Source organism: Nocardiopsis alba DSM 43377, from assembly GCF_000341225.1.
Lineage (GTDB): Bacteria > Actinomycetota > Actinomycetes > Streptosporangiales > Streptosporangiaceae > Nocardiopsis > Nocardiopsis alba.
Window position 1 is genome coordinate 331,325 of record NZ_ANAC01000011.1, and the last position, 15,415, is coordinate 346,739.

15 protein-coding genes are annotated in these 15,415 nt (G+C 70.4%); 5 read left to right on the plus strand and 10 right to left on the minus strand.

Features of this window, described 5'->3' with window-relative positions; genetic code table 11:
• Positions 1 to 23: 23 nt before the first annotated feature.
• From D451_RS0111295 to D451_RS0111305, 3 genes are read right to left on the minus strand one after another with little or no spacing between them, the layout of a single operon-like run.
• A complete protein-coding gene (locus D451_RS0111295; protein WP_017534476.1) occupies positions 24 to 1,121 on the minus strand; it encodes an ABC transporter substrate-binding protein in 1,098 nt (365 codons plus the stop codon).
• Positions 1,122 to 1,165: 44 nt separating this feature from the next.
• Entirely contained in the window at positions 1,166 to 2,074 is a 909-nt protein-coding gene (locus D451_RS0111300; RefSeq protein ID WP_017534477.1) for an ABC transporter permease, read from the minus strand.
• Positions 2,071 to 2,871 (minus strand): ABC transporter ATP-binding protein, encoded by an 801-nt coding sequence (locus D451_RS0111305; RefSeq protein ID WP_017534478.1) that lies wholly within the window; start codon positions 2,869 to 2,871, stop codon positions 2,071 to 2,073. Before D451_RS0111305 ends, D451_RS0111300 begins: the two co-directional genes overlap by 4 nt.
• Before the next feature lie 398 nt (positions 2,872 to 3,269).
• On the opposite strand from D451_RS0111305, the gene D451_RS0111310 reads away from it, so the two are divergent.
• Positions 3,270 to 4,883 carry an MFS transporter gene (locus D451_RS0111310; protein WP_017534479.1) on the plus strand — a complete coding sequence of 538 codons (1,614 nt, stop codon included), beginning with the start codon at positions 3,270 to 3,272 and terminating at the stop codon, positions 4,881 to 4,883.
• Positions 4,884 to 4,955: 72 nt separating this feature from the next.
• Here the strand turns inward: D451_RS0111310 and D451_RS0111315 are convergent, their stop codons facing one another.
• The 3 genes from D451_RS0111315 to D451_RS0111325 form a co-directional block, all read right to left on the minus strand.
• Entirely contained in the window at positions 4,956 to 5,468 is a 513-nt protein-coding gene (locus D451_RS0111315) for a DinB family protein (protein WP_017534480.1), read from the minus strand.
• Between the two features lie 61 nt (positions 5,469 to 5,529).
• Positions 5,530 to 6,750, minus strand: coding sequence for an MFS transporter (locus tag D451_RS0111320; protein ID WP_017534481.1), 1,221 nt, complete (start codon positions 6,748 to 6,750; stop codon positions 5,530 to 5,532).
• Between the two features lie 158 nt (positions 6,751 to 6,908).
• Positions 6,909 to 7,376, minus strand: coding sequence for a MarR family winged helix-turn-helix transcriptional regulator (locus tag D451_RS0111325; protein ID WP_017534482.1), 468 nt, complete (start codon positions 7,374 to 7,376; stop codon positions 6,909 to 6,911).
• 96 nt (positions 7,377 to 7,472) lie between these two features.
• Between D451_RS0111325 and D451_RS0111330 the strand changes: the two genes are divergently transcribed.
• Together D451_RS0111330 and D451_RS0111335 are read left to right on the plus strand one after the other, a co-directional pair.
• Complete coding sequence (locus D451_RS0111330; protein WP_017534483.1) at positions 7,473 to 7,778, plus strand: ArsR/SmtB family transcription factor; 306 nt, start codon at positions 7,473 to 7,475, stop codon at positions 7,776 to 7,778.
• On the plus strand, positions 7,775 to 8,284 hold the full coding sequence (locus D451_RS0111335) for an SRPBCC family protein (RefSeq protein WP_017534484.1): 510 nt from the start codon (positions 7,775 to 7,777) through the stop codon (positions 8,282 to 8,284). The genes D451_RS0111330 and D451_RS0111335 overlap by 4 nt, the downstream gene beginning before the upstream one ends.
• 92 nt (positions 8,285 to 8,376) lie before the next feature.
• On the opposite strand, the gene D451_RS0111340 is transcribed toward D451_RS0111335, so the two are convergent.
• The 4 genes from D451_RS0111340 to D451_RS0111355 form a co-directional block, all read right to left on the minus strand.
• Positions 8,377 to 9,738, minus strand: a complete 1,362-nt coding sequence (locus D451_RS0111340) for a GntP family permease (RefSeq protein ID WP_017534485.1) — start codon at positions 9,736 to 9,738, stop codon at positions 8,377 to 8,379.
• Positions 9,739 to 9,750: 12 nt separating this feature from the next.
• Positions 9,751 to 10,983: a glycerate kinase gene (locus tag D451_RS0111345; RefSeq protein ID WP_017534486.1), complete on the minus strand. Its 1,233-nt coding sequence runs from the start codon at positions 10,981 to 10,983 to the stop codon at positions 9,751 to 9,753.
• A 52-nt stretch (positions 10,984 to 11,035) separates the two neighbouring features.
• Entirely contained in the window at positions 11,036 to 12,139 is a 1,104-nt protein-coding gene (locus D451_RS0111350; protein WP_036567997.1) for a CdaR family transcriptional regulator, read from the minus strand.
• A gap of 147 nt (positions 12,140 to 12,286) precedes the next feature.
• Positions 12,287 to 12,958, minus strand: a complete 672-nt coding sequence (locus tag D451_RS0111355) for a helix-turn-helix domain-containing protein (RefSeq protein ID WP_017534488.1) — start codon at positions 12,956 to 12,958, stop codon at positions 12,287 to 12,289.
• A 124-nt stretch (positions 12,959 to 13,082) separates the two neighbouring features.
• Between D451_RS0111355 and D451_RS0111360 the strand changes: the two genes are divergently transcribed.
• Both D451_RS0111360 and D451_RS0111365 read left to right on the plus strand, forming a co-directional pair.
• Positions 13,083 to 13,817: an aspartate/glutamate racemase family protein gene (locus tag D451_RS0111360; RefSeq protein WP_017534489.1), complete on the plus strand. Its 735-nt coding sequence runs from the start codon at positions 13,083 to 13,085 to the stop codon at positions 13,815 to 13,817.
• A 60-nt stretch (positions 13,818 to 13,877) separates the two neighbouring features.
• The gene (locus D451_RS0111365; protein ID WP_017534490.1) at positions 13,878 to 15,389 is read left to right on the plus strand and encodes an NCS1 family transporter; all 1,512 of its coding nucleotides are present in this window, start codon (positions 13,878 to 13,880) and stop codon (positions 15,387 to 15,389) included.
• Positions 15,390 to 15,415 lie beyond the last annotated feature (26 nt).

A 15,415-nucleotide genomic window follows, 5' to 3' on the forward strand; every position in this document is an offset into this window, starting at 1 on the left:
ACCCCGCAGGTCACGGCATCGGATCAGCCTTCGTCGGGCCAGATCGGGTCGCCGCCATCGTGGACGGCCTCCAGGTAGCGGGTGTCGAAGAGCGGCCCCAGGTCGGGGATCTCGTCGAGCTCTCCGTTGTCCAGAAGGGTCTCCCCCTCCCGCTCGGTCAGTTCGAGTTCGACGAAGCCGCGCGGCTCGCCCTCGGGCGTCGAGGAGGCCACAAGATCGCGTTCGGTGTCCCACACCTGGAGGTTGTGCTCGGTGTCGTAACCGGCCAGGTCGAGGTCGGCCGCGTATCCGACGCACTCCTCGGCCTCCTCCGAGCAGTGGTCGAAGGCCCGGGCGACGGCACGAAGGAAGTCCTCGGTGGCGGTGGGGTGCTCCTCGGTCCATTCGGGTGAGGCGACCATCACCCCGAAGGAGCCCACGACACCGAAGTCCTCGGGCAGCCACTGGGTGTACTCCTCGCCCATGGCGTCGAGGCGGTGGGGCTCGTTGGAGCGGAAACCGGTGAGCGCCTGGACCTGACCTCGGGGCAGGACCCCGGGGTCGTAGCCGGCCTCGACCTGCTCGATCGAGTCGAGGTCGACGTCGGCGGCGACCAGCATCGCCTCCAAGGGCGCGGGCAGCAGGCTCTGGTGGCCCAGGGTCCCGCCCTCCAGGTCGGTGAGGTCCTTCACGTCGGTTCCGGTCAGGAGGGTCGCGATGGGCACGTGCCCGTAGGTGGCCAGCCCGACGATGCGGTGGTCGCGCGCGTCGGCCTGGAGGACCTCGGCCTCGTTGCTCATGGCGGTGAAGTGGGCGGTGCCGGCGGACACGAGTTGCGCGTTGCCCATCAGGTCGCCGTTGCCCGGCTGGATCGTCACGTCCAGGCAGAGGGAGTCGAAGAGCCCCATGGCCTCCGCCGCCACGACCTCCAGCTGGGTGACCGAGGCCTGGTAGTGGTAGCCGGTCACGAAGGTGATCGGGCCCGCCTCGCGGTTGGTGTCGCACCGCTCCTGGTCGATGATCACGGCGACGTCCCGGGCGTCGTCGTCCCCGCCGCCGCAGGCCGTGGCGAGGAGGGCGGTGGCGGCCAGCGCGGCGGCCGGGCCGAGAAGGCGGGACCGGCGGCGGTCGTGAGCGGACATACGGAGGATCTCTCTCTTCGGTGCGGAGCGCTGGAGGGCCTGGTTCAGGCTCGGGTGGAACGGCGGGACTCGTGCCAGAACAGCAGACGCCGTTCGGCCAGGGTCACCAGGGCGAGCAGCAGCACGCCCATCGCGGCCAGACAGGCGACCCCGGCGTAGACGTGGTCCAGTCGGGCGGTGGAGGCGGAGTTGCGGATCATCGTGCCCAACCCGCCGGAGGAGCCCGCCGCCACGAACTCGGCGACCACCGCGCCGACCAGGGACAACGGGAGCACGACCCGGAGCGCGGCCAGGGTGTAGGGGAGGCTGTTGGGGATGCGCAGGCGCAGCAGCACCTCCCAGCGCGAGGCGTGCAGGGTCCTGAAGACGTGCAGAACCGGCACGGGCACCGAACGCAGACCCGTGGCGACGTTGATCAGCACGGGGAAGAACGTGATGATCGCGGTGACCACCACCTTCGGGGTCATGCCGAAACCGAAGGCCACGACCAGGGCCGGAGTGATGGCGACGACGGGTGTGACGTTCAGGACCACCGCGAACGGCATCACCGCGCGTCGCACCACCGGGATCTCCGACATCAGCAGAGCCAGGAGGAAGGCCGAGCCGGCGCCCACGCCCACCCCGACCAGGGCGATGCCCAGGGTGGCCCAGGCGTTGGTCAGAAAGAGCGCCGGGTCGCCGGTCAGGGCCGCCCCGACCTCCCCGAGCCGGGGCAACAGGTAGGGGTGCGCGTCGGCCACCGCCGACCAGGCGACGGCCAGCACGAGCAGGACCACGACGGCCGGCGACCACACGAAGGGGTGGAACACCGAGCGGCGCCGGGCACGGGACACGGCCGGAGGGGACGTCTCCGGCGTCGGACGGTTCTTGGCCGGGCCGGAGGTGGTGACGCCGACGGCGCGGCCCTCGTCCGGTCCGGTGGTGCGGGTGACGATGCCCGCCTCCTCTCTCACAGCGGGACGAGGTCGTCGGGGGCCGCGCCGGCCTTCCATGCGCGCTGGAGCGAGGCGCGGACCCGGTCCTCCAGGTCGTGCATGTGCGGTCCCTTCACGATGTCCTTGTCCCGTGGCCGGGGCAGGTCGACGTCGAGGACCTCGTGCACACGGCCGGGGCGGGCCGACATCACGACGATCTCGTCGGAGAGCACGACCGCCTCGCGCACGGAGTGCGTCACGAACACGACCGTGGTCGCGCGGCGCTGCCACAGGCCCAGGAGCTGGTACTGGAGCGCCTCGCGGGTGAACTCGTCGAGGGCGGAGAAGGGCTCGTCCATCAGGAGCACGTCCGGGCGCAGGGCGAAGGCCCGGGCGACCGCGACCCTCTGGAGCATGCCGCCGGAGAGCTGGTGCGGGTACTGGTCGGCGGCGTCCTCGAGCCCGACCGCGCGCAGCAGTTCGTCGGGCGGGTCGACCTCCTTGCCGGAACGCCGGTTGACCTTGCCGGGAAGGGCGACGTTGGCGCGGACGGTGAGCCAGGGGAGCAGGGCGGGGGTCTGCGACACCAGGCCGATGGCCTTGCGGCGACTGGCCCGCCGTGGACTCTCACCGAGCAGGGAGACGCTCCCGGTGTCGTGCCCCTCCAGACCGGCGAGGATCCGCAGCAGCGTGGACTTGCCGCAACCGCTGGGGCCGATGAGGCTCACGAAGCGACGGTGGGGGATCTCCAGATCGATGTCCTGGAGCGCGGGCCGGTCGGGCCGTGCGCCCGGGTGGCGTTTGGTGAGGCCGCGCACCTCGATCCCGGCGGTCACCGCGGGTCCGTGAGGCTCGGCCGGGCGTGCCGGGCCCGGGTGTGGTGTCGCACTGTGCACTCTCCAGGTGTTCGTCCTCGGGCGGGCCGGGGCCGTCGATCCGGCCCGTGACACCCGCCTGCGGGTCCCCACCAAAGTGACGATAGTGCACGAAAGTCTCTTCCTGCTCGCTGCTGTGCGCTTGTTCACCCTGTTCAGAGGGGGTGTTCCCGGAGGGACTCGTACCCCGTCGGGGCCGGGTCGATCCCGTTACCGCTGGTCCGGCCGGAGAAGGGGTGTTCCCAGCGTCTCGGAGGGGGGGTGGGATGGGGCACAGCGCGGAGGGGACCGCTTGAACTCAAGCGAGGTCGAGGTTCTACGGTCGGTCTCACGCTCCGCCCCGAGAGAAAGAGGCCCCCGTGAGTACCGAGATCCCCCGACGCGCCACATGGCGGGAGTGGCTGGCACTGGCGGTGATGACGCTGCCGCTGCTCATGGTCGCCACCGACATGACGGTCCTGTTCCTGGCGTTGCCCTCGATCACCGCGGACCTCTCCCCGAGCGGCACCCAGATGCTCTGGTTCCTGCACGCGGGCGAGTTCCTCGCCGTGAGCCTGGCCCTCACGATGGGCTGGCTCGGCTCCAAGGTGGGGCGCCGTCGTCTGCTGATGACGGGGATCGCCCTCTACGGTCTGGCCTCTCTGGCGGCGGCCTTCTCCCCGACCCCCGAGGCGCTGATCGCCTCCCGGGCGCTCATGGGGGTGGCCGCGGCGACGATCATGCCCAGCGTCATGGCCCTGCTCCGGGTCATGTTCGCCGAGGCGCGGCAGTTCTCCCTGGCCGTCGCGGTCGTCATGAGCTCCTTCTCCACCGGTATGGCCCTCGGTCCTCCGCTCGGCGGGCTCGTCCTGGAGCACTTCTGGTGGGGTGCGGTCTTCCTGTTGAACGTTCCGGTGGCGGCGCTCCTCCTGCTCTTCGCCCCGTTGCTGCCGTCGCGGAAGGAGGAGATCGAGGGCGGTGTGGACATCCCCAGCGTCCTGCTGTCCATGGCCGCGATCATCGCCCTCGTCTACGGACTCCAGGAGATCGCCGAGAGCGTCTCCTCCGGCGGCGGTCCGCTCTGGCCCTACACGACCTCGGTGGCGGTCGGTCTGGTCCTGGCGGTGGTGTTCGTCCGAAGACAGTTGCGCCTTCCCGAGCCGCTCATGGACATGCGCCTGTTCGCCACCCCCGCCTTCTCGACGAGCCTCGGCGTCATGCTGCTCATGCTCCTGGGGATCGGGGCCGCCGACATGCTGCTCGTGCAGTACCTCCAGACCACGCTCGGGATCTCTCCCGGGCACGCCGGTCTGCTGATGATCGCCCCCGCGGTCGCCTCGATCGTCGGTGGGATGGTCGCGCCGCTGCTCGTCCGCTGGATCCGTCCCTCCTACGCGATGGGCGGCGGACTGCTCCTGGGAGCGGGGTCGGCGCTCGCGCTGGGTCTGATGGTGGGGCGGGCCGGGGTGATCCCCCTGATCGTGGCCGCCTCGGTGCTGGCGCTGGCCCTGGGCCCGCTGTTCACCCTCGGCGCCAACCTCATCGTGGTGAGCGCCCCGGTGCGCAGGGCGGGGTCGGCGGCGGCCATGTCCGACGTCGGAAGCGGTCTCGGGTACGCGCTGAGCCTGGCCGTACTGGGCAGTCTGTCGACGCTGGTCTACCGGAGCGGGCTGACCGGCCCGGGGGTCGAGGACCTCTCGCCCCAGGACCTCGAAGCGGCCGGGGAGAGCGTGGGGGGTGCCGTCGGCGTGGCCGCGGGGCTCCCGGCGGAGGAGGCCTCGGGGCTGTTGGACACGGCGTTCGCGTCCTTCACCACGGCGGTCCAGACGGGCTACGTGTTCGGTGCGGTCGTCCTGGTCCCGGCCGGCCTCGGGGTCCTGTGGCTGCTGCGCCACACCCGTCTCGACGCCACGGAGGAGACCGATGGGGACCGCGCCTCGGAGAGCGGCGCGGCGGAGGACGAGGAGCACGACCTCGCGCACCTGAACCGGTGAACCCTCCGCTCCCGCTCGGAGCGGGAGCGGTCGGGGCCGGAGCCGACCGGACGGCTCCGGCCCCGACGCGTCTCAGGCGGAGGCGGCCCGCGCCATGCGGAGCTGGCCGATCTCGGCGGCGTTCTTCATCAGCTCCGCGTTGACCCAGGCCGCGGTGTGCGCGTTGGTCCGACCGGGCGCCCCCTGCCAGGGGAAGGCGGCCGGTGCGTCGAGGTCGATCTCCCGCAGGGCCTCGGCCCACTCTTCACAGAGCTCGCGCATCCAGGTCACGGCCTCTTCCCCGCCGGGCCAGTGGACGTCGGTGCGTTCGCGGACAGGGCGCCCCAGGGTGTGGTCGAGGGTGGTCGACCACCACCAGCCGATGTGCCAGGTGAGCCAGGCGATGGTCGGGACCGGCACGGGGTCGGGTTCCTCGTCGGCCCAGTCCGGCACCCAGTGGCCTCGATCGTCGAGGTGGACGGTCCAGCAGAGGGGAGCGGGCTCCCAGAGGTGATCGTCGGGGAGCAGCCGCTCCAGGTGGTATTCGAACAGGGCCCGGGTCAGTTCGTACTGGTCGAGCAGGAGGTCACGGCGAGGATCGGACATTCATCGGATCCTGCCAGGCGGGCCCCGGGAACGGTACTCCTTTTCCGGGGCCCGCGAGCCGTCAGTGGGAGCGGTTCAGGATCCTCCGGCCGCCGAGGACGATCAGCGCGGCGATGGTCACCGAAACGGCGGCCGCGTACATCGGGGCCCCGGGGGAGAGCGCCTGGGCGATCGCCGAGGCGGCGGGCGGCGCGGCCGCTCCACCGAGGAAGCGCACGGCCGAGTAGGAGGACGAGGCGACCGCCCTGGGCAGGTCGGTGGCCTCCATGACGCTCTCGGTGAGCACGGTGTTGAGTACGCCCAGCAGGAGTCCGCCCACCACGATGCAGGTGATCAGGCCCGGGGTGGAGGAGATGAACAGTCCGGCGGCGACGAGGTCGACGGCGAGCAGGAGCAGCGTCGTCCACAGGATGTGGGTGCGCGGCCACCGCGAGGTCAGCGCCGGGGCGAGGAAGACCGAGGTGACGGCCAGGCCCAGGCCCCAGCCGAAGAAGGTCAGGCCCAGCCCCATCTCGTCCAGGCCCAGGGGGAAGGGTGTGTAGGCGAGCAGGACGAAGAAGCCGATGTTGTAGAACAGCGCGGCGCAGGCCAGGACGAGGAGCCCGGGTTCGCGCAGGGCCTTGAAGGGCGCGGATATCGGCATCGGGGTGGGGCGTTCGTCACCGGAACGCAGCAGGACGGAGACGGCGATGAACCCGATCGCCATGAGCGCGGCGGTGCCGAAGAAGGGGCCCCGCCAGCTGATGCCGCCGAGCAGCCCGCCCAGCAGGGGGCCGGTGGCGATGCCCAGGCCGAGCGCGGCCTCGTAGAGGACGATCGCGGAGGAGGCGCCTCCGGAGGCGGCGCCGACGATGGTGGCCAAGGCGGTGGAGATGAACAGGGCGTTGCCCAGGCCCCAGCCCGCGCGGAAGCCGATCACCTGCTCGACGTTGGTGGACAGCCCGGCCAGGGCGGCGAACACCACGATGAGTCCGAGCCCCAGGAGCAGGGTGCGCTTGGCGCCGATGCGGCTGGAGACCCAGCTGGTGAACAGCATGGTGAGGCCGGTGACCACGAGGTAGCTGGTGAACAGCAGGGAGGTCTCGGTCTGGGTGGCGTCCAGGCTCGCTGAGATCGCGGGCAGGATCGGGTCCACCAGTCCGATGCCCATGAAGGCGATCACGCAGGCGAAGGCGACGGCCCACACCGCCCGCGGCTGGTGGAGGATCGAGGACTCCTCCTTCACCCAGGTGGAGGCGGCCTCCTTCGCCTCCGTGTGCTCTCGGGTCGTGCCCGCCACCATCGCTGCCTCCTGTCCGAGGGGGAGATCGGCCGTCCGGTCGGAGGTCCCCGTTCTTGTATAGGAAATCTATATAGGTTTCCTATGTTAAGACTCGTGGGAGGGTTCGGACAGGGGGCGAGAGGGTGATCCCGCGCACCAAGGGGAGGCGACGGTCCGGGTCAGCGCTCCGTAGGCTCGCGCAGTCGGGAGTCCAACAGCTCGACGGTCTCGGCCAACAGGGCCCGCTCGGACCCGGTGAGGTCGTGGAACAGCGGCTCCAGTGCTCGCCCGGCCCGGTCGCGCCAGTCCTCCAGGGCGGCCTCGCCCGTCCCCGTCAGCTCGTGGAGATGGGCCCGGCCGTCGTCCGGGTCCGGGCGTCGCAGGACGTGGCCGTCGCGGATGAGCGCCTCGACGATCGTGGTCATCGTGGGCTGGCGTACCCGACAGTGCTCGGCCAGGACCCCCAGTCGAAGGGGTCCCTTCTCCTGGAGCACGCTCAACGCCCGCCAGGTGGCGGGGGAGGTGCGCTCGCCGGTCTCCTGGGCGGCGTACCGCCCCAGGCGTTGGCTGATGTTGAGAAGGCGGACCAGAAGTCCGGGGATGCCGTCGTCGGTGCTCTGTCCCGCGTCGTTCGAGGTTGCGTCCACACCCCCAGGCTAGGTCGTGTTCCCGCGGATGGCCCCCCGGTGTGGCCTTCGTGGCGGGGGTTGACCAAAAGCGTAAGCCACTGCTTACATAAAAACGTGGATGTTCTGGAGGCGATCGGAGAGCCGAACCGCCGACGCGTGGTCGAGATCCTGTCCGAAGGAGAACGCTCCGCCGGGGAGATCGCGGCGCACTTCGCCATCAGTCGTCCGGCGGTCTCGCAGCACCTCGCGGTGCTGGTGGACGCCGGGGTGCTGGTCGTACGCGACCTCGGACGACGACGGCTCTATTCGATCAACGGGCCCGCCCTGGACGAGGTGGGCGACTGGCTCGACGAACAGCGAGGGCGCTGGAATCGGGCCCTGGACGCTCTGGAGAGGGCGATGGACGAGGGAGAGACATGAGCGACGCGCGCGACCTTCGCGGCACACTCGGCATCGGCGACGACGGAGCGTTCGGGATCCGCTTCGAGCGGTTGCTCGGCCATCCTCCGGAGCGGGTGTGGGCCTGGATCACCGAACCGGAGCGGTTGGACCGCTGGCTCCCCGGCTGCGCCATCGACGCGCGCGTGGGCGGCGAGGCCCGATTCGACTTCGGCGACGAGGGTACGGCCACCGGAACGGTCACCGAGGTCGTGCCACCGGGACGGAGCGGACTGCTGGTCCACGGCTGGAGTTGGGAGGGTGTGCCCGACTCCGTGGTCCGCTGGGAGCTGGAGGAGGCCCCCGGCGGCACCCGCCTCACCCTCGTGCACCGTGAGCTCGTGCCCGAACCCGCCGTCGACTTCGCGGTCGGCTGGCACGTCATGTTGGACGCTCTGGCCCTGGCCGCCGATGGAGAGCCCACCGACACGGTGTGGGGCTCCGTCGAGGAGATCGCCGGACTCTACGCCGTCGAGCTCCGAGACTGACCGCGCACGCGAAAGAGCCCGGATGGATTCCTCCACCCGGGCTCCGATCCGTCCGCCCTCACCGGACGGGCCCGCTCACACGGTCGTGCGTCCTACAACAGGAAGACGCTCGCGACCATGATCGCGCCGAACGCCGCCAGACCCTCGATGGCGGTCGCCACCGTGAGCGTGCGGTACGCGGTGGCCACCGGGATGCGGCTGAGCTGGGAGACGACCCAGAAGTAGGAGTCGTTCGCGTGGGAGACGACCATCGCGCCCGCACCGATCGCGAGGACGCTCAGGACCATGCCCTCCGGAGAGGCCAGGCCGAGCGAACCGAGGATCGGGGAGAGCATGGCCGAGGTGCTGACGATCGCCACGGTGGACGAACCCTGCGCGCTCTTGAGGGCCGCCGCGATCAGGAACGGCACGGCCAGGCCGAGGCCCAGACCGGTGAGGTTCTCCGACAGGAAGTCGGTGATCGAGGAGGCGGCGAGCACGCCACCGAAGGCCGCGCCGGCACCGGTGATCAGCAGGATCGGGGCGGAGACGCGGATCGACTCGTGGATCTGCTCGTTGAAGCGGGCCATCTTGCCGTTGCCGCGCAGCAGCAGAATCGCGGAGAACAGGCCGATGATCAGGGCGATCACCGGGGTGCCCAGGAAGGCCACGACGTCGAAGACGGTGCCTTCGCCCATCGGGTGGGAGGGCAGCTTCGCGATCGAGCCGGCGCAGATCAGGGCCAGCGGCAGCAGGATCGGGAAGAACGCCAGGAAGGCGTTGGGCAGCTTGCCGTAGCTCTCGCGCAGCTCCTCGTAGGACTGCGTGGTGATGTCCTTCTCGCTCTCGGCGGGGAGCGGCGTGAACTCCTTCTTCGAGAGGAAGGTCGCGTAGACCAGACCGGCGAGCGCGGCGACGGCCGAGACCGGCAGACCCACGGCGATGATGAGGCCGAGGTTGTCGGTGATGCCGAGGTTCTCGGCGGCGGCCAGCGGGCCCGGGGTCGGCGGCACCATCGTGTGCGTGGCGTACAGACCGGTCATCAGGGCGACCGAGGTGGCCAGCGCGGAGACGCCGGTGCGCACGGTGATGGCCTTGCGCAGCGAGTTGAGGATGACGTACCCGGAGTCACAGAACACCGGGATGGAGACGATGTAACCGATGATGGTCATCGTCAGATTCGGGAAGCGGGTGCCGATCACCCGGATCAACGCCTCGGCCATCGCGATCGCGGCGCCGGAGCGCTCCAGGATCACGCCGATCATGGTTCCGAAGAGGATGACCAGACCGATGTTGCCGAGGGTGTTCCCGAAGGACGTCGTCACGGTGGTGACGATCTCGTCCGCCGGGAGACGGAAGGCGAAGGCGCCGATGATGGCGGCGCCCATCAGCGCGAGGAAGGGGCTGATCTTCCACCGCGCGGTGACGAGCACGATGCCCGCCACCAAGAGGAGGAGGATGAGGAGGTCGATCACGGGCGTGGTTCCTTAGTGGGTGCCCGGCACAGGTTGCACGGTGCTCGGGAGCGCTGGGTGTGTGAGAAGCCGACAGCACTGGTAGGCCGTCGAGGTGATCTCGGGAAGGGTCTCCTCCCGCATCTCCTCCAAAGTCCGGGGACCTCGGGCGATGGAGAAGGCCGCGGTGACCCCGGAGCGGCGGAGTTCCTCCGCCGTGACCGACACACTGCCCGCGATCACCACGACGGGCACGTGCTCGGGGGTGAGACGACGCACCGCGTCGACCACCTTGCCGCCGAGGGACTGGCTGTCGAACCGTCCCTCGCCGGTGAGGACGAGGTCGGCCTCGCCCAGCAGCCGGTCGGCGTCGAGGACCTCGGCGACCATACGCGAACCCGGAACGAGTTCGGCGCCCAGGAGAGCGGACATGGTCACGGGGATTCCTCCGGCCGCACCCATGCCCTCGACCTCGCGCAGGTCCTGTCCCGTGGCTTCGGCCAGGACGTCGGCGAGACGGGCCAGCCCGGCGTCGAGCACCCGGACGTCCTCCGGAGAGGCGCCCTTCTGCGGACCGAAGACCGCCGCGGCGCCGCGCTCCCCGACCAGCGGGTTGGTGACGTCGCAGGCGATGCGCCAGCGGACCGAGCGGGCCCTCTGGTCGAGCCCGGACAGGTCCAGCGAGGCCAGGTTCGTGAGCTCTCCGCCCCCGTCGGGGAGTTCGGAGCCCTCGGAGTCCAGGAAACGCACGCCGAGCGCGCTCAGCATGCCGGTTCCGCCGTCGGTGGAGGCCGAGCCTCCGATGCACAGCAGGATCTCCTCGACGCCCTGGTCGAGGAGGGCCGAGACGAGGGGGCCCACCCCTCGGCTGCTCGCCGTGCGTGCCTGGAGCGGAACGTCGGCGACACCGGGCAGGCCGTTGGCCTCGGCGGCCTCGACCACGCCGGTGCGACCGTCGGCCGAGACCCCGTACCGGGCCCGGGTGGGGCGGCCGAGGGCGTCGGTGGTGTCGACGGTGAGGGCCTTGGTGCCCCAGGCGCCCAGTAGGGCGTCGAGGGTCCCTTCGCCTCCGTCGGCGAACGGCAGGGTGTGGACGGACACGGCGACACCCCGGTCGGCGTAGGCCTCCCGGGCTCCGTCGGCCATGGCCTCCGCGACCTCGATCGCGGACGCACTGCCCTTGAACGAGTCGGGGATCGCCACGACGCGCACGGCGTCCGTCGTCTCGTCTTGTTCGCGCATCTCCTTGGACATGACGCAGAGCATAGAATCCGATTCGGGACATTTCGACGGCGGTGCGCCCAGACTTCCCAAAGGTTCACACGGTGAATATGTGCGAAGTGCCCAAAGCGGCCTCGGCGTAGAGACACATCTGCAATGTGGTCAGGTGTGCCGGCTCCCGGACGTCCAGATCGGTGGCCTCACGAATCCGCTCGACCCGCTGGAGCAGCGTGTTGCGGTGCACGAACACGGCGTCGGCGGCCTCGCGCATCGAGTGGGTCGAGGCCATCGCGACGACGGTCCGCCGTTGGGCGTCGGTGAGCGTCGAGACCCGCGCGGCGATCCGATGGAGCGTGCGGCGTGGCAGGTGCGCCACGGCCACCGCGATCTCCCGTGACCAGGGTTCGGGGCATCGCACGGTGGGCAACAGGCCCACCCGGCGGCAGAGCGCCCGTGATTCCTCCGCGTAGGACATCAGGGCCTCGACATCGTCGGTCATGGGGGCCTGGGTGTGCCGACTCTCCGCCGGCAGCCGCAGTGCGTCCGGGGAGGGCGCCCGACCACTGCCGATCAGCCACAACGCGCCGTGCAGCACGGCGGCCCTGCGGTTGCCCTTGCCGTTCACCCGCGCGGCGGCGCTCTCGGCCAGCGGGGGAGGGGTGGCCCCGCCGTCGGGGCGCGAGGTGCCCGCCGCCCACAGGGCCAGTGACCAGGGCGGGTTGAGGCCGGCGGAGGTGAGTCGGCCCCGGGCGTCCTCCGGGCGGGTGGTGCCCGAGCTCAGCGCCGCGATCAGGTCGCGGGCCTCGGTGTGCCGTCTGCTCACCGCGTCCTGGGCGTGCTCTTGGGCGATGAGCAGCTGGACGGTGAGGGCGACCACCCTCGCCAACGGAGCGACCTCGCGGGGGCTGCCGGTGACGCCGACGACCCCGCGCAGCTCACCGTCGATGAAGAGGGGTTCGTTGGCGCCGGGGCGGTCGGAGGTGCCGGGTTCGGGGACGGTCACCAGAACGCTGCGGCGTTCGGCGATGGCCCGCTGCGCCCCCCTGTGCAGACTGCCCACCCGGGAGGGGTCGAGACAGGCGATGATCGTCCCGTGCTCGTCCATCACGTTGATGTTGTAACTGATCGTGGGTGCGATGAGGTCGACCACCCGCTGGGCGAGTTCGCTGCTCAAGGGCGCCCGCCGCCGGTCTTCGGGCATAACCCAAGGATACGGGGACAAAGGCCGGGAGGGGCGTCTCCTGGGTCCCGTATCCGGGAGGAACAGGGTGATCACCGACACGGGGGTCGGGCCGTCCCGTCCGGGGTGGACGGGACGGCGTTGTGCACATACGCCGGGCGCGGTCGGTCAGCCGAGGTTGAGCCAGATGGCGACGGCGTCCTCGTCGCCCTGGTTGGAGATGCGGTGCGGGGTGGTGGAGGGGTACATGATCGAGTCGCCGGCGCGGACCTGGTAGCTCTCGAAGCCCACGTCCACGGTGAGGACGCCGCTCACCACGTTGCCGATCTCGTGGCCGCCGTGGCGGACGAACTCGGCGTTCTGGCTGGAGTAGGAGCCGGGCGGATAGACCGACTCGAAGTAGTTCATGCCCGGGACCGAGGCCGGGGTGAGCCGTCGATAGCGCACCCCGTGGTCGAGTTCCAGGGTCGCGGCGTCGTCCCGGCGGCTCAACGCGACGCCGCCGGTGGTGGCGGTGCCGGAGGACGGCGGGTCCCAGTGCGGTCCGGGTGACTCGCCGAACGGGGTGCTGTAGGCGTCGGGATCGGGCGGAGCGTCGACCTCCCCTCCGAACACCGAGGCCATCGGTACGTCCAGCTCGGTCATGATCTGGTACAGCCGGGTCACCGAGGGGCGCATCTTGCCACGTTCGATCTGGGAGAGGGCGCTGGCGCTGATGCCGAGGCGTTCGGCGAGCCGGCTCAGGGAGAGGCCGCGTTCCGTGCGGAGTTCCCGGATGCGCCGGCCGAAGCGCTTCCCGTCGAAGGGCGGGGAGTCAGGGGGTCTCGTGGCGTCGTCCATCGTGTCGCCCAGTATAGATTCCCGTTCTTCGGCTTGAAGCTATTGCTTCAGGAGGTGTGAAGTAATAGCTTCAAATGTGTGGGACGTCACCCCCTGGTCCCCTGACGAACCGGAAGGACCCCCCATGCGCATCCTGCTCGTCAACGTCAACACCTCCGAGGCGGTCACCGAGGCTCTGGGATCCCAGGCCCGCGCCGTCGCCCGTCCGGGCACCGAGATCGAGGCGCTCACCCCGCGTTTCGGCCCCGAGTCCGTCGAGGGCAACTTCGAGAGCCACCTGTCCGCGGTCGCCGTCATGGACCGCGTCGCCACCTACGAACACCCCTACGACGCGGTCGTCCAGGCCGGCTTCGGCGAACACGGCAAGGAGGGGCTTCAGGAACTCTGCTCCGTGCCCGTCGTCGACATCACCGAGGCCGCGGCCCACGTGGCCGTCATGATCGGCGACCGCTACTCCGTGGTCACCAGCCTGCGCCGCACGGTGCCCCAGATCGAGGCACGGCTCGCGCAGGCCGGACTCGACTCCCGATGCGCGTCGATCCGCGCCAGCGGGCTCGGGGTCCTCGAACTGGAGGCCGACCGCGACGCCGCCGTCCGGACCGTCGCCGCCCAGGCCAGGGCCGCGGTCGAGGAGGACGGCGCCGAGACCGTCGTCCTCGGCTGCGGCGGCATGGCCGGACTCGACGAGGCCGTCCGCGAGGCCTGCGGGGTCCCGGTCGTCGACGGCGTCGCCGCCGCCGTGGCCCTCGCCGAATCCCTCGTCGGTCTCGGCCTGACCACCAGCAAGATCAGCACCTTCGCGGCACCCCGGCCCAAGACCGTGACCCACTGGCCGATCAGTACCGCGCTCGGCCTCTGAGGCGGACCCACCACCGCCACCGCTGCACCTCCCGTCCCCTGAAGAACAGCGGAGCCCCCTATGAACGCCCCCGTCCCCTCCTCCAGAACCGGTGACACCCCGGCCGACAACCTCCTCGAAGAATCCATCCTGCCCACCTGGATCACCCAGCGACCCATCTCCCTCTGGGGCTTCGTCTGGATCTGGATCGGCCTCGCCGTGGTCATCGCGACCTTCCAGTACGGGGCCAACGGCATCACCGGCGGTCTCTCCCTGCCGATGGTGATGCTGGTCGTGTTCGCCGCGACCCTGACCCTGTCGGTGATCATGACCCTCACCGCCGACATCGGCACCGAACACGGACTGTCCTTCTCGGTCTACCTCCGAGCGCCCTTCGGCACCCTGGGCACCCACCTGCCCTCGGTCTCCCGAGGTCTGGTCGCCGCCTGCTGGTTCGGCATCCAGACCTACCTGGGCGCGCTGGCCATCAACGGCCTGGTCGAGTACTGGACCGGGTTCAGCTCCTGGCCGCTCTGGTACGCGCTGTTCCTCGCCGTGCAGATCGTCAACGTCGCCCTCGGCATCAAGGCCATCGAACGGCTCGCGTCGATCGCCGCCCCCTGCATCCTGGCGATCTCCCTGTGGATGTACTACACGCTCGACGGCATCGCCGACCTCGAAGGCACCAACATCTGGACCTTCGCCTCCCAGAGCGACGACATGACGCTGGTCGCGTTCTTCATCATCAACATGGTCGTGTGGGCGCCGCTGGCCGTCGACATCCCCAGCATCACCCGCTTCGTCGCCGTCGAGCCCAAGGAACGCCGCTTCCTGCGCCGCAACCGCAGTATCCTCCTCGCGCAGTTCATCGTCCTGCCGGTGATGCAGGCGTGGATCTCCTTCATCGGCGCCGTCTCCGTCATCACCACCGGCCTGTGGAACCCGATCGAGGTCATCCAGGGCCAGAGCACCGGGTTCGTGCTCGGCCTCCTGCTGCTGATGGTGGTCCTCGCCCAGTGGTCCACCAACACGGCCGCCAACGTGATCCCCGCGGCGCTCAACTTCGTCAACGCCGCCGCGCCCTACCTGTCCTACCGGATGGCCGTGGTCCTGGCCGGGGTGGTCGGCACCGCCGTGATGCCGTGGCTGCTCCTGGACAACCTGTTCTCGTTCCTGTCCTACTACGGCGGGTTCATCGCGGCCATCGCCGGGATCATGATCGCCGACTACCACGTCCTGCGCCGCCGCCGGTTGAACGTGCCCGACCTGTTCGACTCCCACGGCCAGTACCGCTACACGCGAGGCTTCAACCCGGCGGCCGTCATCGCCTGGTTCCTCGCCTCCGGGATCTCCCTCCTCCAACCCGACTACGCCTACGTGATCGCCTTCCCCATCGCCTTCGTCGCCTACCTGGTGCTGATGCGGACCTGGATCCTGCCCCGGTTCCCGCAGGCGGAGATCACCGAGGGACACCCCGACACCTACCTCGCCACCAGCGTCGGCAAGAGCTGGGTCCACGACTCCGGACGCGGCGGCTTCCGCCGCGTCGACACCGAGGACCTGGCCCGCGACGACACCCGCACCGACCTGTGACCCACCCCCAGACCACCACGACAGTT